The following is a 26,956-nucleotide window of genomic DNA, read 5'->3' as shown; positions in this document are numbered from 1 at the left end:
AATTAGTCTTCACTAGTTGTATCAGCACCCTAGTGGAAGGCTTTCACCTTCGAGAAAATGAATCTTCTAGGGATTCGGGAGCCGTGTTTACTACAAGGTAACGTAATTCAACCCTTTAACAACTCATTCAGTGCACTACACTACACAAGGTACGACTGCCCGTCGCACATAAAAAGCCGCTCAATTTGGGCAACTTTAGAATTCTCTATTCAATTATTTCACAACAAATTTTTGTACCTTTCACTATTGCACAGTATGATCTGAATACGAGTTAAAATAGTTATCGCGCAAAACCCTCAGTCCTCAAGATTGCGCGATAGTTTTTACAACTGAATCGATTTCGGTTAATCATTAGTTCAACAAAGTATGAATCCTTATTCGGTAAATTACTGCAATTCATAAAATCCTTGGAAATATATTTTTAAAACCTGCCCTGCGGTTGCCGTACCCAAGTAACCAAAATTTATATCTTGGTTGAAATCATCCCGTAAATTAACCTGTCTGTTTACGTTTGTAGAAGATCCGGTAATCACAGTATTATAGAATGGTGGAAGTAAGTTATTTTGTTTAGGCAACATATCAGATGGTACATTAATCTTTAATCCAGTTGCTCCATTTCCATCTGTACACGAAATTTGAATCGAAAAGAATACAGTTTTACCTGCTATTTTTCGTCTAGCCCTTGTCGTGATGCCTGTAGGGTTGGCAGTTGTCCAAGTAAGTATAGGTGTCCAATCTTCCCAAGCGGTTTCAATAGCAGGGACAGTATTCCCCCCAGAAGAAAATGTACGGGAACTTAAAAAGTAGTTATTTTTTACTACCTTATCCAATGTATTTACGAGATAAAACTGGCTAAGTGCATCAGTAATGTCTACAATTGCAACTTCCTTTACATTGAATGAACCTTGTGTAACGTTGTTCCCGTCTATGTTGTCCCAAACTGATACGATGAAATTACTACTATTTCTATCTGCCGTAAATGTGAAAGATATATCTGTATAACTAGATGAAACATAACGAGCATCTGTTCTTTTAACAAAGTCATAGGGTGCTTGATCATAGAAAGCATGTACTCGAAGGAAATAGTTATTTACCGATGGTTTAAGCTGTAGTCTGACCAAATAAGTTTTACCTTGTACAACAGGTTTCCATGCAGTACCTAATCTTGGTGCTGTCCCAGACCAGTTTGTCGTAATATTTTGGAGCTCGTTCCCGCTAACTGTGTAAGATGTTACCTTGTCCGTACCTAGTTGAAAGTTACTTCCGTTATAACCTGTAATCAAATTGTTCAATGCTATCCCTGAATTGAGGAAGTCACTGTATTGTCTGGTAGCTGTGTAGTTTACAGTTGATTGAGTCGCAACTTTACTGGATGCGTTCGTGATAACAGAAGAAGCAGATAAATTAATATCTTGTTGGTCACGGTCATTTGAATATTCTAGCGAAAGTTCACTACATCCTGCATCAATATAGTACCCTCTTAATTGAGATATAGTGGATTTGAAAATTGTTGACTTTATGTCTCCTGATATCCTTTTTGAACCTTTGAAATAAAATCCGACTGCTGTAGCAGATACATTTTTCGCAATCATTGAATAGCCGTTTGCATCTGATAACATCCCCATTAACCCAGTATCTATAGCATTATCAAATACAAAACCATGACCATAATTTTCTTGACACTCAATATTTGTAAATTGATTTCTCTTACCTGTTACATATACTCCAGCATCAAAATCATTGCCTGAACCAATAAAATTTCCGCCTACTTTATTTCCACGTCCGCAAAAAATAATTTTCATGTCGCTAAAACGATTATTAGAACCAGTTACATACAATCCTGTTTTACCAATACCATTGATGTAAAAGTCTGTATATGTGTTATCTGTTGATTCTATAAATGCTCCATAACCGCTACAAAACTCTATTCGTATTCTTGATAATGAATACACCCATGTATTTGTGTAACAGCGGAAACCATCACCGCCTATATCACGGATAGAAATATCATGGATATTCAAGTTAGATATACTTCCATTAGTTAAATCTAGTCCAGCACGACCAACAATGACACCTGTTTTATTTGTCATCGGATTTGGGTCCCAAACGTTTCCCTGTATTGTCAAATAACTAATACCGCAGTTTACATGCGTATCAAAATTAATTATGTCACTATTTATTCCATTCGCCAACCTTATAATGGTTGACCCTACACCACCACCTATTACATTAATATTTGAGGGGATGGTAATCATAGACCTAACGATAAAAGTTCCTACAGGAATTTGAAGAATACCACCGCCAACGGAAGTCAAATCTGAAAAAGCTTTATTAAAAGCTGGAATCCAATCATCACCATTTTTAAATTCGGAGTAGTCATTTAAGTCTTTAATAGTTGGCGAAGAACCAACTCGTTCTGTTGGAGGTTTAAATGAAGATGTTCCGTTTCCGTTTGATGTTAATACATCCCCTTGATTTGAAGTATCTTTATTAGTCACCATATCCGCCAACTGCGAAGCAATAATCTCCATTTGATTTTTATGCGTCGCATTCTCTTGAAGCTCTTTCAATGCCTCATACGTTCGGTTTTGCAACCAATTTAAATATTCGGCGGTTGGCTTTTCATTTGGTAGCCACCCTACTGTCTTCTTACTGTTTGGCGGCTCTATACCTTGTTTATACCAAATAGGAAGTTGTTTCTTAAAGTCTGTCACTTTCCCACCTACCATATTTTATTTTTTTCTTAATCGGTGCACCGAATTGATCATAGAAGCCTATACCATCATTCACAATCTCACCAAAACCAGGTTCCTCACTTTCATCTATATTTAAACTAGAATAAGTGGTTCTGTCACTAGCCGAATCTCTGATAGCTTGTACAATTTCACATTGAATCTGAGTTACCCCATTTGTATCATATGCATTATTTATTTATTTTGTTACATCACCAACTAAAAATCCAATGCCTGTATTTGTCTCAAAACGAGTAACTTTAATGTATCAGATGTTGCTATATGTAGATTGAGAGAAACGAATCTTTTTCTTTTTACTACTCATCAATAAAACAAAAAAGCCGACCATAAATGATCGACTTTCATTACATTACTCTTTTAATTCACCAAACGTTCACCTTTGCCTTGAGCCTTCCAATGATCATTACGGAGATGAACTTTTTGAATTTTTCCAGATGCTGTTTTAGGGAGCTCTTCGACGAATGTAACTCCTGTCACTGCTTTAAAGTGTGCTAATCGTTCTCTTGAGAACTTAATGATTTCTTCTTCAGTGGCATGTTGATTTTCTTTTAAAACAACAATAGCATGTGGAGTTTCACCCCATTTTTCATGAGGAGCAGCGATAACAGCAGCTTCAAGAATAGCTGGGTGCTCATATAATGCTCCTTCTACTTCAATAGAAGAGATATTTTCTCCACCACTAATGATTACATCTTTCTTTCTATCAACAATATCAATATATCCATTTTCATCGATTGTCCCCATATCTCCTGTATGAAGCCAACCGTTTCGAATAGTTTCCATTGTTGCTTCTTCATTTTTCCAGTAGCCTAGCATCGTACCATGTCCTCTATATACAACTTCACCTATTTCTTTTCCATTATGAGCAACTTCTTCTCCGTTTTCATCAACAATTTTGAGCTCACAACCAATCATTGGATACCCTGCTTTAGCCTTCACTTTAGCTTGTTCTGATGGTGATAATTCAGGTAATGATGATCGAATCCTAGAAATCGCACTTACTGGAGAACATTCAGTCATTCCATAAATTTGAATGAATTCCCATCCTAATTCCTGTTCAACACGTGTAACAAACGCAGGTGGCGGTGCTGATCCGGCAATGAAAGTACGGACATCTTGCTCGAATTCAACAGGATTCTTCGCATGATGCTCTAGTAAAGCATTTAATACGGTTGGAGCCATATTTAAAACAGTTACTTTACGAGCTTTCACTAGATCGTGAATAGCCGCTGGAGTAGCTTTTCTAAGAAAAACATGAGTAGCCCCATTTGCTGTATAGGAAAATGGTGTACCCCAACCATTCACATGGAACATCGGTAAAACATGTAAATATACATCGCGGTCCGTAATACGGAAGTGATGCATAGTACTTAAGGCATGAAGATAATTATTACGATGCGTTAACATGACACCCTTTGGATTTCCTGTTGTACCACTTGTATACAGAAGGCTGCATACATCATTTTCATCTAACTCAGCACGATTGAAAGCATCAGCAGAATATCTTTCTAGCCAAGCATCATAATCGATTTCAGGAGTTTCCTTGTCTTTATAATGAACAATAATATGCTCAACCGTTTCTAATCGCTCTTTAATCGGTACAATAAAATGGTATAAATCTTGGTCAACAAATAATACTTTAGATTCACTATGATTTAAAATAAATAAGTAGTCTTCAGGTTTTAATCGTATATTAAGAGGAACCATAACTGCTCCAAGCTGATACACGCCATAAAATCCTTCGAACATTTCCACTGTATTCGATGCTAAGTAAGCAACATGATCTCCTTTTTTAATTCCAAGATCTTGTAAACCACGTGAAAGTCTATTTACTCTTTCATTTATTTCTCGATATGTAAATACTCTATCATCACAATAAGCTGCTTCTTTATCTCCATATAAAGCAACTGCTTGATCTAAAAAACGCGGCAACACTAATGGTACGTTCATGTTCTTCACTCCATCCCAAAAGTTTGAATTTACTGAATTCTCTGTATAATAATATTCCATTTTTTTGAAATAACAGTTATCATTCCATATGTAAAAGTTAAGTAGATAATTATTTCTTTCTACGGGCCCGTACTCTAACAAAGGTTGATACATTTTTTAGAAGCTTCATTGCCTAAATAATACCATATACTAGATATTTTTACAATATTTTTACTACAAATCCTATTTATACTATATTTATAAAAAACTACTTATTATATATCTTATAATCTTGAATTGATTATATTTGTAAAATATTTACAAAAATAAAAAAACACTTTGATAAAAGTTTTCACATTCCCTCCGAATGTTCTTTCTTCTATCAAAGCGTTTTAGCTTTTACATCTAAATAAATTTAATATGCCTCTTCTTCCTCATCCGAATAATCTTCATCTAATTCCTCTTCTATATATACATCGTCATTTTCATAGCTTTCATCTGCTTCATAAGAATTGGAGTCTTCGTTCCAATCTTCTTCATATTCGTTTTCTTCCTCATAAATCTCTTCTTCATAAGTATCTTCCTCATGTATTGTTTTCTCTTCGTATTCGTAACCGTCTTCTTCATACAAGCTATCTTCTTCTTCTGAAGCATTGTACCAGTCATCTGGGATATCATAGTAGGAGTTGTTCTCATCTGAATAATCTCCTCCATCAAAATACCAGTCATCACCATTTTCAAGCTCTTCTTGATAATGTAAATAGCCTTCATCGTTATAAAATAGATTATTTAGTTCTTGTTCAGATAACGGTGTGGTAATCCAATCTGTAATTAATGAATAAATTGAATTTATCGGAATACTAAACCCGATAGATTCCTCTCCCATTACTTTAGCGGAATTGATTGCAATTACTTTCTCCGTTTTTAAGGATACAAGTGGGCCTCCGCTGCTACCAGAAGCAATTTGTGCTGACATTTGATAAATATTTTCGTAACCACGCTCCCCAATATAAAAGCTGCGATCCACTCCTGTTATATGGCCTAAAGTTGCGGTATTACGCAAGCCTAATGGGCTTCCTAAAGCAAGCACTTCTTCTCCAAGTGAAGCACTTTCAGTCGTTTCCATGGGAAGAAAGTTACCTCCGGCTAAATCAGGCACTCTAACAACTGCAACATCCGTATTATTTGAGTACCCAATCACGGTTCCACTATATTCATGATTTGTACTATCTTGAACGGTTACGTATATAGAACCTTCCACGACATGAGCATTTGTTAATATGTCCCCTTTTTCATTAATTAAGAAACCAGAACCTTGGCTTGCTTCTGTATAGATGGTTACTACTTTTCGTAATGATTCTTCAATCACTTGAGAGACATCTTTTTGAACTTTTTCTGTGATTTCACTAGCGGGTAAAGCTTCAGCCTTAATTTCTTCTGTTTTCTTTTCTGTTTCCTTTTTGTCTTCTTCTACTTTCGTTGAATCTACTACAGCTGTTGTTTTAGGCATTTTTTGATAATCATTGGGATAAAAATAGTTCCATAATACAAAGCCAAAAGTAGTCATACTACCTAAAGCTAAGATTACAAGAAATGGAATCCGCTTTGATCCTCTGATCTTTTTACCACAATGTGGACAAAAACTCCCTCGACTTTCAATAGTATTACCGCAAGAATGACATTCCAAATTTACCACCTGCTTCATATAAGTCTTTTAGACTATTATATTTTAATAATAGAATTTGTTCTATATGGTTTACTATTACTTAAACATTTTTTTAGTGGTGAAATAAATAGATATACATGATTTTAAACATTTGAAGGTGTATAAATATATTCTAGCGAGGTTTTTATTTAAATATAAAATAACATTGTTACTTCTTACTTTTTTAGCTCATTAAGCTAAAAATATCGAGTTTTCTATTCCTATTTACTTTTTAGTCCTAAAATCCTATTTATATGTTACTATATAAAAGTAAGTTTATACATATATTTTCTTATTGAATAGGAGTGTTGCAGCATGTCTGAATTGACAACTGTAGTAAAAGAACGTCGCTCGGCTAATAACTTTTTAGAAAACCAACCGATTTCCATAAATGAATTAAATGAAATGTTTGAATTAACGAAGTTTGCTCCTTCTGCAAACAATTTACAGCATGCAAAATATATTGCTGTTTTAGATACACACATAAAGGAACAAATTAAAGAAGCTGCTGGTCAATATAAAGTGTCGACCGCTTCCGCTGTGATTCTTGTACTTGGTGATAAAAAAGCCCACCAAAACGTTGCGCAAATTTATGAAGGGTTACTCCATTTAGGCATTATGGACCAACGGGAATATGAGGAGACTGTTAACAGCATTATAACGGATGCAGAAACAAAAGGAGACAAATTTCAAAGTGAGGAGGCGATTCGAAACGCTTCTCTTTCAGCCATGCAATTTATGCTCATCGCCAAAGACAAAGGCTGGGACACTTGTCCAATGATTGGGTTTGATCAAGCAAAAGTACGAGAAATCTTAAACATTACCCATCAATATGAAATTGCACTCATGATTACAATTGGAAAAGAAAAAACAGTCAGCAGGCGACCACGAGGATATCGTAAACCTGTTACGGAATTTGTTACATATGTTTGAACTCCTCCACTTAGCAAAGCTTAAAGTGAGGAATTCCTAATATCACCAATCTAATAGAGTAGCGTCAGGAAAATTTTTTTAGCATCATGAAATCAGAATTTCTTTACCTGAAAGAATTTTACAGTGTAGAATACTTTAAGCAAGAACTAGCACAATATATAGAATACTATAATCACAAACGAATCGAGTTAACTATGAACTCTTATGAGAGTCTCGTATGGGATACATTGTTTATATAAAATTTTGTTTTCACTACCATTAAATTTCTTGCGAAAAGGATTCAGTTTGAATTAAAGGAGCTTGAAGCTTTAATCAAGAAAAGCATTAGAGGTATGTTGGATGCATCATATGCGTAGTAATCATAAAGGCGGAATGGATTTTTAATGGTGGTTATAAATTTCTTCTACTTGTACAGAATAGTTTGTATCTTATTGAAAGGAGAACTATTCATGACAAACAAAAATGATAATCGTGAACGCAAAAACAAATATCCGAACAACTTAAAAAATGATGCAGAGTTTTCTAAAGAAACAAGTGTTCACAGTGAAATAACGAAAAAAGATTTTAAAAAATAGTAGGAATTTCAGTTAAAAATCAATAAGTTCACAGCCATAAATTTTATAAAATGAATTGTCTCAAAAACATTCACTTGTTTTTTCCATTTAACCAATTACTCTTTTAGGAATCTGACGAAGCATAAAGAATTATTCGCCGAAAACCTCACAATACAGTTGTAGGGTTATTTTACAAGAGATTCATTCAACTTAATGATAGGAAGTGAAAAATACTCTGGGACTAACTAATCCAGAGTATTTTTACACTATTATATATTAATTATTTTACGGCCTCCTTTAATTCCTTACCAGGTTTAAAAGCTGGAACTTTAGAAGCAGCAATGTCTATTTCTTCACCTGTTTGTGGATTACGACCTTTTCGAGCTGAACGTTCACGTACTTCAAATAGAACTATACTTATATATAGAAGATAAAACCTAAAAAGGAATGTTAGCTATACTCCTAAAAAATACATAAATAAAATCTCAAAATTAATATGAAGGTGTTTAGTACATAACAATACAGAAAAGCCACCCTTGATTAGGTAATTCAAAAAAATGTAAACAGACTTTAAAATAGTATTAAAGATTGATATCAAATAATAAAAAAATTTTGGAAACCTTACATCCTTACAACAACTGTTCCACTACCAGTCCCAGCCTGAATACACTTAGTATCTTCTTGTTTATGCACAGATTGTAACAATTGATTGTTCTGCGTAATCAACTTATTCAATTGATTCAATTGATTCTGAATACTAATAAGCAATTGCATCATATTTTGCGAATCTGATGATTTACTATTATATGGATTGGTCAGATTCGCCGAAGATGAATAGCCTTGAGTACTTCCTTGCCTATAGTTACCCAGGTCTTGAGAAGGCGGCCAATGAGGCATACTACCATGACCTTGTGTTTCTAAACTTGATTCTTGTGCTTGTATATGGCCTGGATCCAGATAAGAAAGAACGCCTTGTTGACGTACTCCTCTTTGGTTCTGACTATCATAATGCCAACTCGGTTTATAAAAATTATGTGGGAACATCCATCGTTAACCTCCTCTTATTTTATAAATAGTTTATTCAGGTCTCTTTTTCCTGGTACACTAACCTAAAAATTGATTGATTTGCCCATCTAAAACGAGCACTGACAGGTATCTTACTTTTGAATTAACATATAATATCCACGTTTTATCAAATAAGCCCCCAATATATCCCCCAACCAAAGGAGAATACACATACGGCCAGACTGCATTTACAATTGCAGCTTCGGTTACATTCTTTTTCTTAAAAGAGCTTATTCATTCTATCTACTGTATTCTTTACCTTATCAATTAGTATTCTACCGAGCTCTCGTTTAGGAGAAGAATCGATATTACAGATAATATCTAAAAATAAAAACTAATTAGCCTGCTCCAATGAAGAAAGACCCAGGAGCCATTACCTTATTCAGAGGTAATGGCTCCTGTTTTCACTTATCGGATTTGATTATTATCATGAATAGCTTGACTAAAAACCTCTACATAGACGACTTTGTGACAATTGGACAATGCCAATCACCCTTATTCAGGCTTAACCGCTTTTCCTTCTTCCACAATATGATGAAGTAAATGAGCAAGATGATGAACTGGACCATACTCTTCACTTTCTTCCTCTTCTTCTAATTCATCGATACCGTGTAAATATAAAGCCATAAATTCGTAAAAATCATTTTGAGAAAATGAATAAAAATCTGATGGATCTTCCGCATCCTCTTCATACTTCAATACGAGATGAGATACATCCCCTTCCTCATCTTCCGCATCCAAAAATACGAAAAATCCAATATTCGTATCGAGTTCGAATAATCTTCGAATTCCACCACTTGTTGATTTTTCAAACTCAGCTTCTGTTAATTTTTGAACTTGCATGCTGTCTACATTATCTTCTTGATGAAATCCAACAATAAAAGTATTCATTGTAACCTCCCATTAGTCTTCAGAATACTACTAGTATGTCCTCTCATTTTATTTTTACAAGTTCATTTCTAAAACAATGGGACAATGATCACTGCCTAGAATATGACTATGTATATCAGCATCTATTAAATCATTTTGCAAGCGCTCTGATACGATAAAGTAATCAATACGCCAACCAATATTACGTTCACGTACTTTAGCCATATAAGACCACCACGTATACGCGCCCTCTTTGTCTGGATAAAAATAACGAAATGTATCTAGAAAGCCTGCTGCAAGCAAGTCTGTCATTTTCTCTCGTTCTTCCATTGTAAATCCTGAATTCCCAACATTCGATTTAGCATTTTTTAAGTCACACGGTTGATGAGCAACATTTAAATCCCCGCAATATACAACAGGCTTGACTGCATCAAGCTCAACTAAATACGCACGAATTTTATCTTCCCACTCTAAGCGCTCGTCCAATCGCGATAAATCTCGCTTTGCATTAAGGGCATACACATTGACCATATAAAACGTATCAAATTCTAGTGTAATAATTCTTCCTTCCGGCTCCTCCTGCTCATCACCTACACCATATTTTACCGATAAAGGTTGTTGCTTCGTGAAAATGGCTGTACCCGAGTACCCTTTCTTAAGGGCATAATTCCAATATTGATGATATCCTTCTAATTCAAGCTCGATTTGTCCCTCTTGAAGCTTTGTTTCTTGTAAACAAAAAATATCTGCATCTACTTCTTTAAAATAATCTAAAAATCCCTTCTTTACACAAGCTCGTATGCCATTTACATTCCATGAAACTAATTTCATATTTTGTCTTCTCCTTGTTGCTATCTTTTTCTTATACTATATCCGATTATTATCGTGAAAACAAAAACCAAACATGGATAGAGTCTGAACTCTACCCATGTTTGGTTTAAAAAGCAGGGACCGCTGTCGTTTCAACTAAAGATTCATATAACTCAATATATGCTTTTGATGATGCATCCCAGCTATAGTCGAACCTCATCGCTCTTTCGGCAAGATTTTGCCACTTTTTCGGCTGAAAACGGTATAAACCAACCGCTCTCTCAATCGTATACAGCATATCATGCGCATTATAGTTCGTGAAACTAAACCCATTCCCTTCATTTGTAAACTCATTATAGGGAATAACCGTATCTCGAAGCCCGCCCGTTTCTCGCACAATCGGCAATGTTCCATAACGAAGTGCGATTAATTGTCCAATGCCGCATGGTTCAAATTGAGATGGCATCAGGAATAAATCAGAACCTGCATAGATTCTTCGTGATAATTGTTCATCGAAATACGTCTGAACAGACACCTTATCAGGATACTGCGCTGCTAAATCTCGCAGTGCAGACTCATAATGGGCATCTCCTGTACCAAGTATAACAAGTTGAACATGTTGACTCATCATTTCATGAAAAACACGTAGAACTAAGTCTATTCCTTTTTGTTCAACGAGACGAGTAACCATTGCAATAACGGGTATTTCTTCATTTACAGGAAGATGTAGGTCTTCTTGAAGCTTTCGTTTATTCTCCATTTTCCCTGCATATGTTTTATACGGTTTAAATAAGGCAGAATCCAGACTTGGATTATACACTTCATAATCGACCCCGTTAATAATGCCTTGCAGACGATTACTTCGTTTACGAAGAAATCCATCAAGTTGCTCACCGTAATAACCTGTTTGGATTTCTCCCGCATAACTTGGACTAACAGTTGTTAAATAATCAGAAAAAGCTAATCCTGCTTTTAAATAACTTACATTTCCATAAAACTCAAGCGCGTCCATATGAAAATACAACTCACTTAAATCCAATAATTCCGATAATACTGACTTAGGAAATACTCCTTGATAGCGTAAGTTATGTATCGTAAACACTGTTTTTAAGTTACGATAAAAGGGATGGTTGCTAAAATGACTTTTTAACAAAACACTAATCGGTCCAGTTTGCCAATCATGACAATGAATAATATCTGGTTTTTTTTCTAAATAAGGCAGCGCTTCTAACACCGCTCTTGAAAAGAAAGCAAATCGCTCTCCATCATCAAAATATCCATAGCTACCATGTCGTTTAAAATAGTATTCATTATCTAAAAAGTAGTAATTAATCCCGTTATCAACCAATTTTTCAATCCCGCAAAATTGCTTTCGCCAACCTACCGGTACTTCAATACTCGTCATATAGGTTAACTGTTGCTTATATTTAAAAGGAAGATCTTCAAACTTTGGTAAAACAACACTAACCCCTATTTGTTGTTTTTTCAGTGCTTTTGGCAGCGCTCCAATGACATCGCCTAACCCGCCTGTTTTAATATATGGGGCACATTCTGAAGCAGCAAATAATACATGCATAATAAGGCACCTCCATTAAATAACTTCCGCTTTTTTGATAACTAGTGGTTCGTTTTCTCCAACAGCCTTTTTCGCTTTCGTAATTCTTACTTCTTTATCCGCGATAACATTTTCAACAATAGCGCCTTCTTCGATTTCACCCTTTTGCATAATAATGCTATTTTTCACGATTGCTCCTTTTTTCACTTTAACCCCGCGGAATAGAATGCTGTTTTCAACTGTCCCTTCAATATCGCAGCCATTAGCAACTAAAGAATTTTTCACATTTGATGACTGTCCGTACTTAGCTGGAGGCTCATGTTTAATTTTCGTAAATACACTCCATTCCTCACTAAAGAAAGATTTAAGAGTTTGAGGGTTTAAAAACTTCATATTACTAGCATGAAAACTTTCGATAGAATGAATAAATGGCAGCTCCCCAGTAAAGTGATATCCTTTTACATTTAAACAATGAAGGTTAGCTTTTACAGCATCTTTTAAAAAATTATATTCTTCATTCGCTGCACATTTTTTAATCAAATCGATAAAAAGAGATTTACTAATTACATATGTTTCAAGCGAAATATGGTCGCCTGCTTGCGGTACATTAAATAAGTTAATATCGGTTACATTTCCGTCCTCATTCACTATACATTGATGATAAATTAGCTTTTCAACAGCACCGTCGTAAAAATCTTTATACACAACGGTAATATCTGCTTGATTTTCTCGATGAAAAGCAAGGATTTCATTGTAATCCATTTTACATACATGATTTCCTGGTGAAATAATCACTGTATCAGCATTTACTCGTTCAAAAAAACTTAAATGATTATGAAACTGTTTCATATCACCCATACTCGTTTCGTGCGGCTGAATAGGGGGCAAAATAAATAATCCACCTGAACGTCGATCTAGATTCCATTCCTTCCCTGATCCAAGGTGATCCATCAAGGATAAGTATCTTTCTTTCGGAAAAACGGCAACTAAAGAAATATCAGCATTAATAAAATTCGACATCGTAAAGTCAATAAGACGATAACGACCTCCGAAAGGAACGGATGCTATATTACGGTGAGTCGTTAATTCTTTTAAATATTGCTTCTCATTAATTAAATTAATAAGGCCTAATACATTTCCCATGACGATCGCCCCTTATCAAATATTCGTAATCTTTTTTTGGTCAGTAGAAGTAATCGTTTGACCTTCTCCTATTAAAGTAATCTTAGCTGATGGATTGGAGTTTCCAATCACAGCCCCATCTTCTATCACACAATTACTATCAATAATCGCTCTTTCAATATGAACATTATCTCCAATGTGAACATTCGGCATAATGACGGAATCTTTAATAGTTGAATTATAGCCAACCTGAACATTATAGGATAAAACAGAGTGCTCCACTGTACCGTAAATCATGCACCCTTCATTTGTAAGAGATTGTTTAATGACTGCCTCTTCCCCAATATAATGCGGCGGATGATTCGCATTTCTAGCGAATACTTTCCAATCCGGATCATCTAATTGAAACTGAGGGTTTACCTCTAGAAGATCCATATGCGCTTCCCAAAGACTTTCCACTGTTCCAACATCTTTCCAGTATCCTTCAAAATGATAGGCATATAAATGTTTTCGGTCCTCTAACATATTAGGGATAATATTTTTACCAAAGTCGTGATCCGAGGTTAAATCCCTTTCATCCTCTATTAAATAACTTCTTAATGTTTTCCAGTTAAAGAGGTATACACCCATTGAAGCTAAGTTACTTTTCGGATATTCGGGCTTTTCATCAAATTCGATAATTTTTTGATTATCGTTAGTATTCATAATGCCAAAACGGCTTGCTTCTTGCCATGGTACTTGAATAACGGCAATTGTCGCTTGGGACCGTTTTTCAATATGATAAGCGAGCATTTGACTATAATCCATTTTATAAATGTGATCACCGGAAATAATTAAAACATTTTCTGGATTATATCGATCTATATATTGAATATTTTGATAGACTGCATTCGCCGTTCCTTTATACCACTCTCCACCGTCTTTCCCTTTATAAGGAGGCAGTACCGAAACGCCGCCGAAATCCGAATCTAAATCCCACACTTTACCATTCCCGACATAGTCGTTGAGCAAATGAGGCTGATATTGCGTTAAGACACCAACCGTATCAATGCCAGAATGTGTGCAATTACTTAAAGGAAAGTCAATAATTCTATATTTCCCTCCGAAAGGAACAGCTGGTTTAGCTAATCCACTTGTTAATTCTCCTAATCGAGATCCCTGTCCGCCGGCTAATAACATTGCAACCCATTTCTTTGAAGCCATTATCCCTTCACTCTCCCCTGTCTTTTTTGCGTTTGCTTCATAAAAACTGAAATAGCTAATGGTGGTACAGTTATTTCCATACTATAACGTTGATTATGATAAGGCTTCTTTTGAACAGCGATCGGCTGCCTATTACACTGACCCGTTCCACCAAAAGAAACGTCATCGCTGTTTAACACCTCGATATATTTTCCTAATGATGGAACACCGATACGGAAGTTATGATGCACATCGGCTGAAAAGTTGCACACAATCAGTGCATAATCCCCTTTACGTTTGCCCTTTCTAATAAAACTAATAATACTCTGTTTATGATTATTCGGATCAATCCATTCAAACCCTTCCTGATCATGGTCAAGTCTCCATAAGCAAGACGACTGCTGATAAAAATGTTGCAAAGCACGGAAAAATCGAGCCAACTTTGTGTGTGATTCATAGTCTAATAGTAACCAATCTAATTGCTCTTCATCTTTCCATTCAATAAATTGACCGAATTCCCCGCCCATAAACAATAATTTTTTTCCTGGATGCGTGATAAAATATCCATAAAGTAAACGAAGATTCGCAAACTTTTGCCAATAGTCACCTGGCATTTTATTTAGAAGAGAACGTTTCCCATGCACAACATCGTCATGTGAAAAAGAGAGCACAAAATTTTCTGAAAAGGCATAAAATAACGAGAATGTTAAGAGGTTATGATGATAAGGTCGTTGGCTTATATCCAGCTTCATATACCGAAGAATATCATTGACCCAGCCCATATTCCATTTAAAATTAAAGCCTAGTCCTCCTACATCCGTTGGTGATGTAACCAGCGGCCAATCCGTCGCTTCCTCGGCCATCATTAAAGCAGTGGGATACTTATGAAATACCGCTTCATTTAATTTTTTAATAAAAGCAATCGCTTCTAAGTTCTCCTCTTCGCCATACTGGTTGGAGATCCGCTCCGGAAGCGGGTTATCATGGTTTAAGTAAACCATCGAGGATACTGCATCAATGCGAAAGCCATCAATATGATACACATCCATCCAAAACATGGCATTAGAAATTAAAAAACTAACAACCTCTGGCTTGCTAAAATCAAAGCTATACGTTCCCCATGCCGGGCGTTCCGCTCTTCGAAAATCGATTGGTTCATATAAAGGAGTGCCATCAAATCTTCCTAAGCCATGAGCATCTTTACAAAAGTGAGCAGGAACCCAATCTAAAATGACCCCAATTTGATGTTGATGACATTGATCCACAAAATACATAAAATCCTCTGGAGTACCATACCGACTTGTGAGTGAATAATAACCAGTCAACTGATAGCCCCATGATTTATCATATGGATGTTCCATAACGGGCATGAGTTCGATATGTGTAAATCCGTTATCTACTACATATTCAATCAATTCATCAGCAAGCTCTCGATACGTATAAAACTCCCCAGTCTCCTTTTGTTTCCACGTTCCAATATGTACTTCATAAATGGACATCGGTTTATGATACACATCTTCCTTTTTTCGTTGAGCCATCCATTTGGAATCTTGCCAATTGTACGTATCTAATCGCTTAATAACTGAAGCTGTCTTGGGACGTAATTCCGAATAAAAAGCATATGGATCTGCTTTGAGAATGATATGATTACTTGGTGTATGTATTTCATATTTATACAATTCACCTTCCTTTAAGTCAGGCACGAACAGGACCCAAATTCCCGATCGTTCAATTCGTTCCATTTGATGATTCTCTCCGTTCCAATGATTAAAATCACCAACAACGGATACACCTCTAGCATGAGGAGCCCAAACGGTAAACCTTACACCTTCTTGATTCGCTTTTTTCACAAAATGTGCACCAAGCAATTTATAACTTTCATAAAGTGTTCCTTCATGAAATAAATATAAATCAGTGGGATTTATCTCATAGCAAGCATCAACAGTATTATTCAAAATTCCACCTCCATTCCTTTCTTAAATATATATTCGTTATAATTCTGTTTAATCCTTCCATATCTCTCGACTTCACCTGTAATAATTAACCATTTAATTCAACAAAATATTATATTCGACAAAATATTTACCCTTTTAGAAATTGGATACGTTGTTCATGAATATTGTTGATTTATACGTTATGTAACAGCACCCAAAAATTAAATAAAACAAATGAAAAAGCCCCTCCTATTCAACAGGAAGAGCCCGCGCTTATTTGAGTATGTTAAGTTACCTGTTCATTGCGCATATTGTCCATTTTTACTAAAAATAGATACGATAAGGAAACGGACCAGGCTAACGGGGTATTTCCATTTGGTATATTTTTGCCGCCGATATATAGTTCCGGCACTTCAAAATTAGCTGGGATAATTTTTTTCGTTTTCTCAATATATTGTTTCGCCATATTGTTCATACCTAGTTCTAAATAGCATAGCCCAAGCCATGGAAACCCAAAACACCACTCAGCTTCGCTGCCTTCATTATAATATTGATCATTTTCATAACGGATGCAGCCATAGGTTCTTTCTAATTTATTGGAGACATTTTGTACGATTTTTAAAGCGGTTTTCCGATCTACAACTCGATACGGATAAATCAGTGAAAGTAAAGCTAAGTCTGTTTCCTTTGTTTCACTTTCTCTAGGCAGCATAAATCGTAACGTTTCTTCTCCTTTTTTAATTAGTTCTTCCTGTACGTTCACAAGCATTTTGACGGCATTTAATCCTGCAACACAGGCGCCAATGCTCGATGCATGCAGCTCCATATTCTCTTCCCACATACCATTATCGATTGCTTGCCAATATTGTAAGCACTCTAAATAATCGACTAACTTCTGAACAATTTGGAGATCTCGTTCATCACGAATCACTTTTTTCCCATGACGAAAACCCTCGCCTACTCCCCATAAAAAAGCACCAATGGCATCATTTTGAGCATGCCCCCACTCAACAGGAATTTCCTTTAAATCCGTTGAGTATCTAGAATGGATATATTCAAATAAATAAATTGGTTTTTTCTCTGTATGAATATCAATCTTCCATTCATAATTACGAAATAAGTCGAACAAAGCCTGATACGCTTTCTCATAACGGTCTGAAGAATCTGTTAAAAAAGGGAGCACGGTATAAACAACATCTCTAATCCAAACATAGCTATAATCTTTAGAAAGACTGGCCGTATATGCCCCATTCGAAAGTCGCATCCGCTCAAGAACTTCAATGGCCTTGTTTACATTCATTAGATAAACACCTCCGTAGCTTTTTGCTTTACTCTCAGTGTTGACAAAACCCTCATTTCTAAACATCGTCCTCTAATTTTAAAGCGCTTTCATAAACTCAACTGCAAAACCTGCTCCCTTAACCTATATATCTGTACTGTTAGTGTATGTAAGAGCTCCTTGATTTGATAATAGTTTCAATCTATATGAAATAAAGGACAGCCCATATTATCTGTTACTCAATAGGGACTGTCCTTTATTCGTTTAAGCTTTATCTATCTTCTCTTCAATACAGTGTATAACACTTTATTCTACTTAGCCTTATTATGAATTGATCAAAAGAAAAATCTTAAAATCATTAATGATATGACACCAACCAATACAGTGCCTAATAAACTTCGTGAAAAAATCGCGACAAGAAATGTAGGTAACGCCGCTAGTAAAGATAACAGATTATCCGATATAGAAAATTGATTGTTTGATAATAGAAGTTCTTGCGCAAGCAGAGCAGCCATAACTGCTACAGGTATATGCTTCAACCAATTAATGCCCCATTCCGGAATTTGAATACGACTTAGCAATACTAACGGTACAACTCTTGGAATAAAGGTAACAATAGCTGAGCCAACAATGACTAATAAGATATACATGTTTACTTCCATCGCTCAATCACCATCCCAATTGTAGCCGCCGCGATTGTTGCTATAATCACGCCCGCACTTCCTGGGAAAAGAAAGCTAGAAATAACAACAATCAAAACGGCACTTAAAGCAACTATAATATCAACAAAGTATTTTTTGTGACTCATAATTTGTAAAATAAGGAGCCCAATAAACATAGCTGGCAAAGCAAAATCCAATCCATATTTCTCCGGTGTTGGAATCCACTGTCCAAAAAATCCACCTGCTATATTAGCAAGAACCCAATTTAGATAAGCTGTAATGTTTAATCCTAACATCCATTTATAATTTAGCTGTTTTTTATGCTGCGCATGATTAATCGCAACGCCAAATGTTTCATCTGTTAGCAAAGCACCTGTTAGTATGTTTTGCCCTATTGTTTGCTTGCGAAAATAAGGAGCAATTGCTGCACTTAATAATAAATGCCGACTATTTACAAAGAAAATGGTAAATACAATAGCTGATATAGGATGAGCAGCTGCAATCATCCCAGCTGCAATAAACTGACCAGATCCAGCATATAAAATTAAAGATATAAGGGCAATTTCAGCAATGCTTAAACCCGCTGTCTTTTCAACAACTCCCGCCGCAAAACCGATGCTCAAATAACCTAATAAAGTAGGCACACAATCTTTAACACCTTGCCAAAAACTATCTTCTTCCTCGTAATATAATGCACTTTCGTTCATGTATTTCCCCTCCGCTGATGACCGAAAAGCTTTCTGCTGTAATGTGTAGTAGTGGAACTTCCATAAGTCAATGATTATCTCTTTTGCTCTATAAGCAATCTCGTTAACCCCTGATAAATCTCCACAATCTCCTCCATCTTCATTCTGACAAGCCCGCTTGATGATGGAGCAACAAAATCAATCGTCCCAGAAACCATTGGCTGTGCCTGAACACCCCAGGTCACATTTCGCTTATTTGCATATTGTTGATAAACACCTTTTCCTACAAAACAAACAACTTTCGGTTGATACTTTATAATCTTTTGTTTTAATTGTTCTCTTCCTTCTATGTATTCAGCTTTTGTAATTTCATCGGCACTTTTTGTCGGCCTAGCAACAATATTTGTAAATCCAAAGCCTAAACCCAATAATGTATAATCTTCATTAGAACTATACTTTCTCGGCGTAATGCCCGCTTCAAAAAGAATACGCCAAAATCGATTATTAGGATTGGCATAGTGGTGTCCTGTTTCCGCAGAACGAAGACTTGGATTGAAGCCAACAAATAAAATATCTAGGTTATGCTTTAGATGGTCTGAGAGTTCCTTCATCGACATGCCTCATTTCTATCGGTTTAAAAAATTCTAGGAAGATGCTTCTGCCTAATTAAGCTACAAATTCTATTTTACATATTATAATAAATTTAATCACCTCTTCCTTAGAAAAATTTTACATTTCCTAGGAAATTATTTTTTGAAATATTACTATTATACACATAAAAAACAGCCATCCATTTTAGAATGACTGTTCAGTAAACGTTTTTTATTATACAAAGATTGTGAGGCGCTTCTGCTTTTCTTGTCTAGCTCCATCGCCTAGCTCGCTGTGGAAAAGACGCTTGCCTCCAAAGGCAAAGAACGCCTTTAGCGTCAATTCCTATTTCCTTCACGAGCTGACCAAGGCTCTTCTGCTTTTCTTGTTACCAACTAGCTTTTTTCACACCTGGTAGTTGTCCTTTATGGGCGAGTTCACGAAAGGCAATACGTGACATATTGAATTCACGCATATATCCACGTGGACGCCCTGTGATTCCACATCGATTATCTGACCACTCCCATGGCTTTTGTTATCAAGACCTAAATCAAAAAAAGTCATAAAAAATAAGGAGGGATACATATTAGTCATGACTAATATGTATCCCTCCTTTACTTCTTGTTCAACAATCGCGCCCGATTGCGGAAGATCGAATTAATTCAAAGAGAATAAATTATCTAATAACCTTGCCAAATTTTAATCCTCAAAAAAAATCCATTTACTTATGATAAGGTTCACCATATTGTATCTAAATGAGGATTTTATCACCGTTGCTAACACGCAGCTACTTATCCTGTTTCCACACAGTTTATTACACCTTTTATCTCTTACAATTCAGTTCAAAAAATTGTCCATAAACTACTTTTTGGCCTTACTTCTTTGTAAAACAAGGATAAATTTTTTTTTTATTTCAAATAATAATAAAAAAAGTGCTGAGGATTGTTAAAATGACAAACACAACAAATAAAAATAATTGCCCAAATTATAAAAAAATTAAATATATCCTCAACCAATCACCAGATTTACTTTGTAGGACAATTGAAGTTGCTGGAGATTGTCTTGAAGTTGTCTTTATGAAAAATTTAATTAAGACTGAAACAGTTAATGAATATATTATTAAATTCATTCAACAGCTGCCAAAAAAAGATATAACCTATTCTTATTTAATGAAAAATATCCCTATTGGCGAAGTAAAGATTGACTTTAAGGAACAAGAAATTATTTCTTCACTTTTAAATGGATTCGTTTATATTTACTTATTAAAAGAAAGTAAAGCCCTTTTAGTAAATTGTGCTAATCCAATTGAAAGATCCATCGAGAAAGCAGAAACTGAATCTTTGGTATACGGCCCTAAAATTTCGTTTACAGAATCATTGGCTTCTAATATAAAAATTATTAGACAAAATCTAAATAATTCTAATTTGTGTACTGATGAATTAGAAATAGGTGAATATGTTAAGAAGCAATTAAGAATTATATATATTAAAGATTTAACGGATGAAGACATACTAAAAACACTTAAACAGAAGCTTGAAAATATTATAACTGATGATATAAGTGACAGTTCAGTTTTGGCACAATGTCTTGAAGATAATCATTATTCTTTTTTTCCTCAGTTTATCATGACAGAGCTTCCCGATCGATTTCTCTATTCTATTTTAAATGGAAGGGTTGGTATCCTTTTAGATCGAAGCCCAGTGGCTATTATTGGGCCTGCTAATTTTTTTTCGTTTTTTGAATCAACAGAAGATATTTATTTACGATGGTCTCTGAGTACTTTTATAAGATATATACGATTATTAGCCATGGCTGGGTCACTACTCTTCACAGCATTCTATGTTGCAATCATTACCTATCACTTTGAACTTATACCATCTCGATTATTAATCATCATTGGGCAATCCCGTTCACTAGTTCCTTTTCCCCCTTTTCTAGAAGTACTTTTAATGGAATTATTAATTGAATTACTTAGAGAGGCAGGGGCACGGCTTCCGTCAAAAGTAGGTCAAACAATGGGTATTGTTGGAGGGATTGTAATTGGCCAAGCAACAGTTGAGGCGGGCTTAACCAGCAATATTTTAATTATTATCGTGGCATTTAGTGCATTAGGAGCGTTTTCTTCCCCTATTTATGAGATGGGGACTGCCATAAGAATTTGCAGATTTCCTTTCATTATTCTAGCAGGAATTTGGGGATTGAATGGGATTATGGTTGGTGTCTGTGTACTGATGGTCCACTTGTTAAGGTTGACATCATTAAACAAACCTTATCTTGCACCTTTATACCCATTTAGGATAAAGGATTTAAAATACTTCCTAATACGTCTTCCACACCATTTTTATATGAGACGCCCTGTAGTTAACCGTCCATTAAAAACGTTACGTGCAGAATGGAAATTAAAAAATATTGATAAAGATTTGGATGAATTCTGAGGTGGATAATGAAATCAACTGTTAGTTTTGTAAACGCCTATATTGCTTTCTTCATTATACACACCTCACAAATCGGGATGGGCATACTAGGTTTCCCTAGAATAATCTATCTAGCAGCAAAGCAGGATGCATGGGTCTCCATTTTACTATCTGGTCTATTTATCAGTCTTATCACTTGGATAATGATTAGGATACTTAATCATTATGAAAACTTTAATCTTTATGAAATAAATGAAAATGTATTTGGTCGTTTTATAGGCAGTATCATCAATACCGTTATTGTCATTTACTTTATTGCATCAAATTACTCTATCATCATCAGTTATGTTGAATTGTCCCTATCATGGGGATATGAAGGAGTTTATGAGTGGGTAGGTGTTTTTGCCCTATTATTAGTAACACTTTATGCAGTATCAGGAGGATTCAGAGTAGTTGCAGGGGTATGCTTCTTATCTTTTTTTATGACTTTATGGATCATATTTGCATTGTATCAACCATTTGAATCCTTGCAAATAACTAGAATTTTACCCATCTTGACAACATCCCCGCCTGAAATAATGGAAGGAGTATTTAATAGCAGCTATACAATGCTGGGTTTTGAAACGTTATTTTTTATTTTTCCATTCATAAAGGAAAAAGATAAGCTTCTTTTTATCAGTCAATTAGCAGTGTGGTTTACTACACTTCTTGTTTTATTTACAACTGTTATTTCTATATTATTTTTTAGTTCAAAGGAATTAGAAAAAAATATTTGGCCTCTTGTCAGTATGATAAGTGTAGTCCATTTTCCTTTTCTTGAGCGTTTTGAATATATAGCAGTATCCATATGGATATTAGTTATATTTTCAAATTTAAGCATAACCCTATTCATTTCTTCAAAAGGTGTTAAACATATTTTTCATGTCAAACAAAAACATGGAATTTGGATCATCTCAATCATCATTTTTATCATGAGTTTTTTTATCACTAAAAGAGTCGACATTAACCTTTTCATTAATCAAATTGGTCATATTGGTTTTTACTTATGGTTTGTCTATCCGATCTTGTTATATTTCATTTCAATTATTAAATCTAAAATTCTTTCTCATTCTTAATGGAGTTGAAATAATGAAAAAATGGCTTATTCTATTTTGTTCTCTTCTCTGCACTGCCTGTATGCCACCTGAAAAAATACTAGAAAGGCAAGGGATTTCAACGATTATTGGTTATGATTTACTTGATGATGGTACTTACTTAGGTACGATTAGTTTATTGCAGTTCGATCGAAAGGAAAAAAAAACAAGTGAAACCATTTCGGCCGTCGGAACGACAAGCAAACAGATAAGACAAATTTTAGAACAAAAAACAAGCCACGACATTACTTCCGGACAATTAAGGACATTACTATTTAATAAAGATATGACAGAAACGAAAGGAATTTCAAATTTTTTAGATACCATGCAACGAGACACCAGCATAGGATCTTTAATATTTTTGGCCATTACAGATAATGCTGAAGATATCATTAAAAATAGAAACTATGAAGAATATCCTGAAATGGGGTCATATATTTATCAATTGTTGGATAAGCAAGAAAGAAAAGAAATGTTAATAAATTCCAACCTACATGATTTTTTTTCTACGCTCTATGAAATTGGTATTGATCCTACCTTACCCATCATTTCAAATAAAGAAGGTGTAGCACCTTACATCAATAGCGTTGCATTATTTAAAAATGATAAAATGGTAGGTTCAATTTCTTTGAAAAAAACCATGTTCATCAAGTTATTCACCCATCACAAGGCTTTTCTGGGAGATATTACATTAAACATACCTGTAGAGACATTCAAACAAAAAGGAATCTCACTAGCCGAAAAGCCAAAAGAAGATAAATTTAATATCACCATTCACCCTATAAAGCACCGCGGAAGTATTGAATTATCTACAGAAGATGAAGTTAAGCTAAACGCAACCATTTCGGTTTCAACTATAGAAGGACATCCTGCTGTTACTCTAAAAAACAAGGAATCAATAAAAAAATTAGAGCAACTTCTTGGTGAAGAATTAAACAAAGAATTCGGGGATTTTCTTGAGGAATTAAGAAAATTAAATTCCGATCCAATCGGCATTGGAAGAAAAATAAAAAGCTTACGAAAATATTCCAAATTAAATGATAAAGATTTGAGGGAAAAGTATTCAACATTAAAGTTAAAATCAACTATTAAGGTTGAAATAAAACGAACAGGCGCTATTGATTAGTAAAGATAGTTGAGAAAAATACTCTACTATCTTATTCTTTCAAGTATATTACGTTCAAGAATATTAACCAAGAGGAACCTCATTTACTTATGGTACGGTTCCCTAATATTAATGCTAAACTAAATCCTCAACATTATGGCCCTTTAATTGAAGAAAGGAGGGAACGATGTTCCCTCAGATTTTTTTATAAACCTCTGCGTACGCGACTTTCAATTGTTCTCGAAGCTGCTTGTTTTCCTCTTCTACCTTCTTAATTCTTCGTCTTAATGACTCAATGATAGCATCTTTGTTATTGTCAGCCATCTCTCGTTTGATTTGCTTCGATGTAGGTGCTTTCGCTTGTTGTTGTCGCAAGGATTCAATCCGATCACGCAACTCAAGGTTGTTGTATAGCGTAGCTTTCGCTACACTAGCCTCGCTCGCCACGCTGTTGAAATTGATGCTCTCTTTTGCACGTACAAGTCGTTGAATGGCTTTATCGACCTTTTGATAGGTGGCAGCCTTCCGTGATGCATGAATCTCTTTCATCTGTTCTCTGCGGTCATAATCAGCCATTTTTTACACCTTGCTTTCTCGTCATGCGGTCTTGTCTGCCGAAGATGACATGCCCCTCACGGATATTGGCCAAAATACCTTGGTATCGCTGTAAGTTCCGTTCATGCTTTTCAGCCATATCTTCACGACCATGATGCTCGGCTACTTCTTTCGCTCTTTTTGTTGTTTTGATGTGCATCTCATATTTTTCAACATCTAATTCTGAAAAGCCAATCGCCAAGTCTTTACACGGACTGCCGCTGTTACATGTCAGACAAGGTGGAGCTTCCATATACGGACAATTCCCATTCAATCGTGCGTGACACGTCCCGTAAGGGTTGTCCATCGCGTTTAGTTTATGATCCTGCCAGAGAGCTTGCAGAATATCCTGTGGGATGTCTTCACCTGCTTTAATTTCCTGCACATCACCATTTAAGTCAAAACTGAATACACCATGGTTAATGACCGATTCAAATGCCTTTCTCTTCGTATCATCTAACAGCTTGGCATATCGCAAAGTCATCTCTGGAGAAGCATGAGCTAACAATTCTTGCACTGTTAGAATGTCAACACCACTGTTTAACATTTTTACCGCATAGGTGTGGCGGAATTTGTGAGTCTTAATATTAAAAAGGTTCCCATTCTCGTCAACAATGTTTTTTTCTTTCGCAAATTCATTCAGTCTGTTTCGAACCCAACCTTGAGAGTACGGTCTACCTTTTCGAGCTCCACGATAGCGAATAAAAATAAACCCTTCGGGGTTGTTGTCTTGATTGCTATTCTCTTTAGATTTGTGAATGAGCACCGCCAAGATATTTGCCAATTCCTCATCAATCGGAATTCGATGCCCTTTCACATAGGTCTTCTCAATATCAGTCACAATCGAGTATTTGCCGTTAAGCCGTTCCAGACAATCCAAGGTTAATCCCAATACATCCGAAATTCGTAGTCCTGTTTTAAAAGCCACCAATATGACAGGGATGACATCTTTATGTAAATCGTTGATGTGTGTGAAGAGTTGCTCCAATACAAATTCAGGAATGTGTTCAATTTGGTCGATAGACTTTTTCCTTCGTTTAGGCTTGTCCTCTGGAAAGAGTAATAATCGAACATGCTTTTCAGGAGCTATGTCGTATTCATATTTTTGAATATCTTCCAGAAATTTTCCTATGATTTTTAGTCCTTCCGCTATATACCTTTCCGGGTGTGCATCTTTTCGTCTTAAATTGCTTTTGGCGTATTCATGTAACGATTGGATGTATTGCTCCATATGAGATCGTTTGAGTCCTTTAAAATCATCCCATATTGGTTCCAATGAAAATACGAAAGATAAAAATTCAGGTAAATACTTTAAGTATTCTCTTGCTGTACCCCACGAGAAATTGTTCTTACTTAGGAGGCGTTGCTTGATGTATTTTTTTACTTGCCCACGCATGTTTCCTTGTTCAATTTTGGTGAAATCGAGATGATAATCAGATCTGCTTTTGTTATATGCGATGCCATATTTATCATACAACACTCGCACATCCCATCGGTCTTTATCCCATTCTTCACGCGTATCGGTCAATACAGAGAAGTTGGAGTAGATGAATCGCAGAAAGTTTGCTACGGACGACTTACCAGTATATTTACCACGATGTAGAATTCGTTGTGTTTGAAACCCTTGCTCATGTAGCCAAAACAACCATTCTCGCTCTGCCTTCTCGATGTCCAAATCAAGCAGAGATTGAAGGGTAGGGTACTTTTCATTTATAAACCGTGTCAATTTTCGTAAGATCGTTGCTTGTTTTCCAAAAACACTTGATAAAGACCACTTATCATTGAATAGCTGGTGATAACAGACATACTTTACTTCTAAGTTGACCATAGGGTTTGTGAGTCGGAAATAGATATTTTGTGCAGTTTCTTTATAGTTCTCCATCATCTCCACGAACTGTTTAATATCGCCCACAAAGCCAACATTCCAACTGTCGTTGATCAAGAAGTATGGGTCTTTCACTTGCTGGGTGGTAACGGAACCATCTTCGTGTATGGTCTTAACAGGATAACACGAAAGCTCTTGCTGTAATCGTTCATGAAAACCTAATTCTCCTGTATTTGTTTGTTGTTTCTGTTTCAT

General features: G+C 35.5%; 21 protein-coding genes and 3 pseudogenes. 6 read left to right on the top strand and 18 right to left on the bottom strand.

Annotated elements, in window-relative coordinates; all coding sequences use genetic code 11:
- Positions 1-386: 386 nt before the first annotated feature.
- The 3 genes from ACE199_RS13815 to ACE199_RS13805 form a co-directional block, all read right to left on the bottom strand.
- A complete protein-coding gene (locus ACE199_RS13815) occupies positions 387-2,714 on the bottom strand; it encodes a hypothetical protein (protein ID WP_375350275.1) in 2,328 nt (775 codons plus the stop codon).
- A 396-nt stretch (positions 2,715-3,110) separates the two neighbouring features.
- Entirely contained in the window at positions 3,111-4,703 is a 1,593-nt protein-coding gene (locus tag ACE199_RS13810) for a long-chain-fatty-acid--CoA ligase (RefSeq protein WP_375350274.1), read from the bottom strand.
- Between the two features lie 394 nt (positions 4,704-5,097).
- Complete coding sequence (locus ACE199_RS13805; protein WP_375350273.1) at positions 5,098-6,369, bottom strand: trypsin-like peptidase domain-containing protein; 1,272 nt, start codon at positions 6,367-6,369, stop codon at positions 5,098-5,100.
- A 333-nt stretch (positions 6,370-6,702) separates the two neighbouring features.
- Here ACE199_RS13805 and ACE199_RS13800 point away from each other — a divergent pair, with 333 nt between their 5' ends.
- From ACE199_RS13800 to ACE199_RS13790, 3 genes and pseudogenes are all read left to right on the top strand, one after another.
- A complete protein-coding gene (locus tag ACE199_RS13800; RefSeq protein ID WP_375350271.1) occupies positions 6,703-7,320 on the top strand; it encodes a nitroreductase family protein in 618 nt (205 codons plus the stop codon).
- Between the two features lie 68 nt (positions 7,321-7,388).
- Positions 7,389-7,559, top strand: a pseudogene (locus tag ACE199_RS13795) (IS3 family transposase); the annotation flags it as partial.
- Positions 7,560-7,769: 210 nt separating this feature from the next.
- Positions 7,770-7,895: a hypothetical protein gene (locus ACE199_RS13790; protein ID WP_375350270.1), complete on the top strand. Its 126-nt coding sequence runs from the start codon at positions 7,770-7,772 to the stop codon at positions 7,893-7,895.
- A gap of 259 nt (positions 7,896-8,154) precedes the next feature.
- Here ACE199_RS13790 and ACE199_RS13785 read toward each other — a convergent pair.
- The 13 genes and pseudogenes from ACE199_RS13785 to ACE199_RS13725 form a co-directional block, all read right to left on the bottom strand.
- Positions 8,155-8,280, bottom strand: a pseudogene (locus ACE199_RS13785) (HU family DNA-binding protein); the annotation flags it as partial.
- 215 nt (positions 8,281-8,495) lie between these two features.
- Complete coding sequence (locus ACE199_RS13780; protein ID WP_375350269.1) at positions 8,496-8,918, bottom strand: hypothetical protein; 423 nt, start codon at positions 8,916-8,918, stop codon at positions 8,496-8,498.
- Between the two features lie 516 nt (positions 8,919-9,434).
- Positions 9,435-9,830 carry a cytosolic protein gene (locus tag ACE199_RS13775; protein WP_252289226.1) on the bottom strand — a complete coding sequence of 132 codons (396 nt, stop codon included), beginning with the start codon at positions 9,828-9,830 and terminating at the stop codon, positions 9,435-9,437.
- 54 nt (positions 9,831-9,884) lie between these two features.
- A complete protein-coding gene (locus ACE199_RS13770; protein ID WP_375350266.1) occupies positions 9,885-10,640 on the bottom strand; it encodes an exodeoxyribonuclease III in 756 nt (251 codons plus the stop codon).
- Positions 10,641-10,746: 106 nt separating this feature from the next.
- Positions 10,747-12,195 (bottom strand): glycogen synthase GlgA, encoded by a 1,449-nt coding sequence (glgA, locus tag ACE199_RS13765; protein WP_375350265.1) that lies wholly within the window; start codon positions 12,193-12,195, stop codon positions 10,747-10,749.
- A gap of 15 nt (positions 12,196-12,210) precedes the next feature.
- Positions 12,211-13,317 carry a glucose-1-phosphate adenylyltransferase subunit GlgD gene (glgD, locus tag ACE199_RS13760; protein WP_375350264.1) on the bottom strand — a complete coding sequence of 369 codons (1,107 nt, stop codon included), beginning with the start codon at positions 13,315-13,317 and terminating at the stop codon, positions 12,211-12,213.
- A 15-nt stretch (positions 13,318-13,332) separates the two neighbouring features.
- Positions 13,333-14,499, bottom strand: a complete 1,167-nt coding sequence (locus ACE199_RS13755; RefSeq protein WP_375350263.1) for a glucose-1-phosphate adenylyltransferase — start codon at positions 14,497-14,499, stop codon at positions 13,333-13,335.
- Positions 14,499-16,433, bottom strand: a complete 1,935-nt coding sequence (glgB, locus tag ACE199_RS13750; protein ID WP_375350262.1) for a 1,4-alpha-glucan branching protein GlgB — start codon at positions 16,431-16,433, stop codon at positions 14,499-14,501. The genes ACE199_RS13755 and glgB overlap by 1 nt, the downstream gene beginning before the upstream one ends.
- A 265-nt stretch (positions 16,434-16,698) precedes the next feature.
- Complete coding sequence (locus ACE199_RS13745; RefSeq protein WP_375350261.1) at positions 16,699-17,712, bottom strand: glycoside hydrolase family 15 protein; 1,014 nt, start codon at positions 17,710-17,712, stop codon at positions 16,699-16,701.
- A 314-nt stretch (positions 17,713-18,026) separates the two neighbouring features.
- Positions 18,027-18,353, bottom strand: a complete 327-nt coding sequence (locus ACE199_RS13740; RefSeq protein WP_252286013.1) for an AzlD domain-containing protein — start codon at positions 18,351-18,353, stop codon at positions 18,027-18,029.
- The gene (locus ACE199_RS13735; protein WP_252289246.1) at positions 18,344-19,060 is read right to left on the bottom strand and encodes an AzlC family ABC transporter permease; all 717 of its coding nucleotides are present in this window, start codon (positions 19,058-19,060) and stop codon (positions 18,344-18,346) included. The genes ACE199_RS13740 and ACE199_RS13735 overlap by 10 nt, the downstream gene beginning before the upstream one ends.
- A gap of 74 nt (positions 19,061-19,134) precedes the next feature.
- The gene (gene mug / locus ACE199_RS13730; protein ID WP_252289248.1) at positions 19,135-19,650 is read right to left on the bottom strand and encodes a G/U mismatch-specific DNA glycosylase; all 516 of its coding nucleotides are present in this window, start codon (positions 19,648-19,650) and stop codon (positions 19,135-19,137) included.
- A 368-nt stretch (positions 19,651-20,018) separates the two neighbouring features.
- Positions 20,019-20,141, bottom strand: a pseudogene (locus tag ACE199_RS13725) (uS14 family ribosomal protein); the annotation flags it as partial.
- 439 nt (positions 20,142-20,580) lie between these two features.
- Between ACE199_RS13725 and ACE199_RS13720 the strand changes: the two are divergent.
- The 3 genes from ACE199_RS13720 to ACE199_RS13710 are packed head-to-tail and all read left to right on the top strand — an operon-like array spanning position 20,581 to position 24,303.
- Positions 20,581-22,065, top strand: a complete 1,485-nt coding sequence (locus ACE199_RS13720; protein ID WP_375350260.1) for a spore germination protein — start codon at positions 20,581-20,583, stop codon at positions 22,063-22,065.
- An 8-nt stretch (positions 22,066-22,073) separates the two neighbouring features.
- A complete protein-coding gene (locus ACE199_RS13715) occupies positions 22,074-23,159 on the top strand; it encodes a GerAB/ArcD/ProY family transporter (RefSeq protein ID WP_375350259.1) in 1,086 nt (361 codons plus the stop codon).
- Between the two features lie 13 nt (positions 23,160-23,172).
- Positions 23,173-24,303 carry a Ger(x)C family spore germination protein gene (locus tag ACE199_RS13710; protein WP_375350258.1) on the top strand — a complete coding sequence of 377 codons (1,131 nt, stop codon included), beginning with the start codon at positions 23,173-23,175 and terminating at the stop codon, positions 24,301-24,303.
- A 174-nt stretch (positions 24,304-24,477) separates the two neighbouring features.
- Here the strand turns inward: ACE199_RS13710 and ACE199_RS13705 are convergent, their stop codons facing one another.
- Together ACE199_RS13705 and ACE199_RS13700 are read right to left on the bottom strand one after the other, a co-directional pair.
- Positions 24,478-24,858, bottom strand: a complete 381-nt coding sequence (locus ACE199_RS13705; protein WP_375350257.1) for a DUF6262 family protein — start codon at positions 24,856-24,858, stop codon at positions 24,478-24,480.
- Positions 24,851-26,956: a tyrosine-type recombinase/integrase gene (locus tag ACE199_RS13700; RefSeq protein WP_375350256.1), complete on the bottom strand. Its 2,106-nt coding sequence runs from the start codon at positions 26,954-26,956 to the stop codon at positions 24,851-24,853. The genes ACE199_RS13705 and ACE199_RS13700 overlap by 8 nt, the downstream gene beginning before the upstream one ends.

Source organism: Peribacillus sp. Hz7, from assembly GCF_042136355.1.
In the GTDB taxonomy this organism is placed as follows: Bacteria; Bacillota; Bacilli; order Bacillales; family DSM-1321; genus Peribacillus; species Peribacillus asahii_A.
Note: the sequence above shows the minus strand (reverse complement) of the source record. Positions and strands in the feature narration are given on the sequence as shown.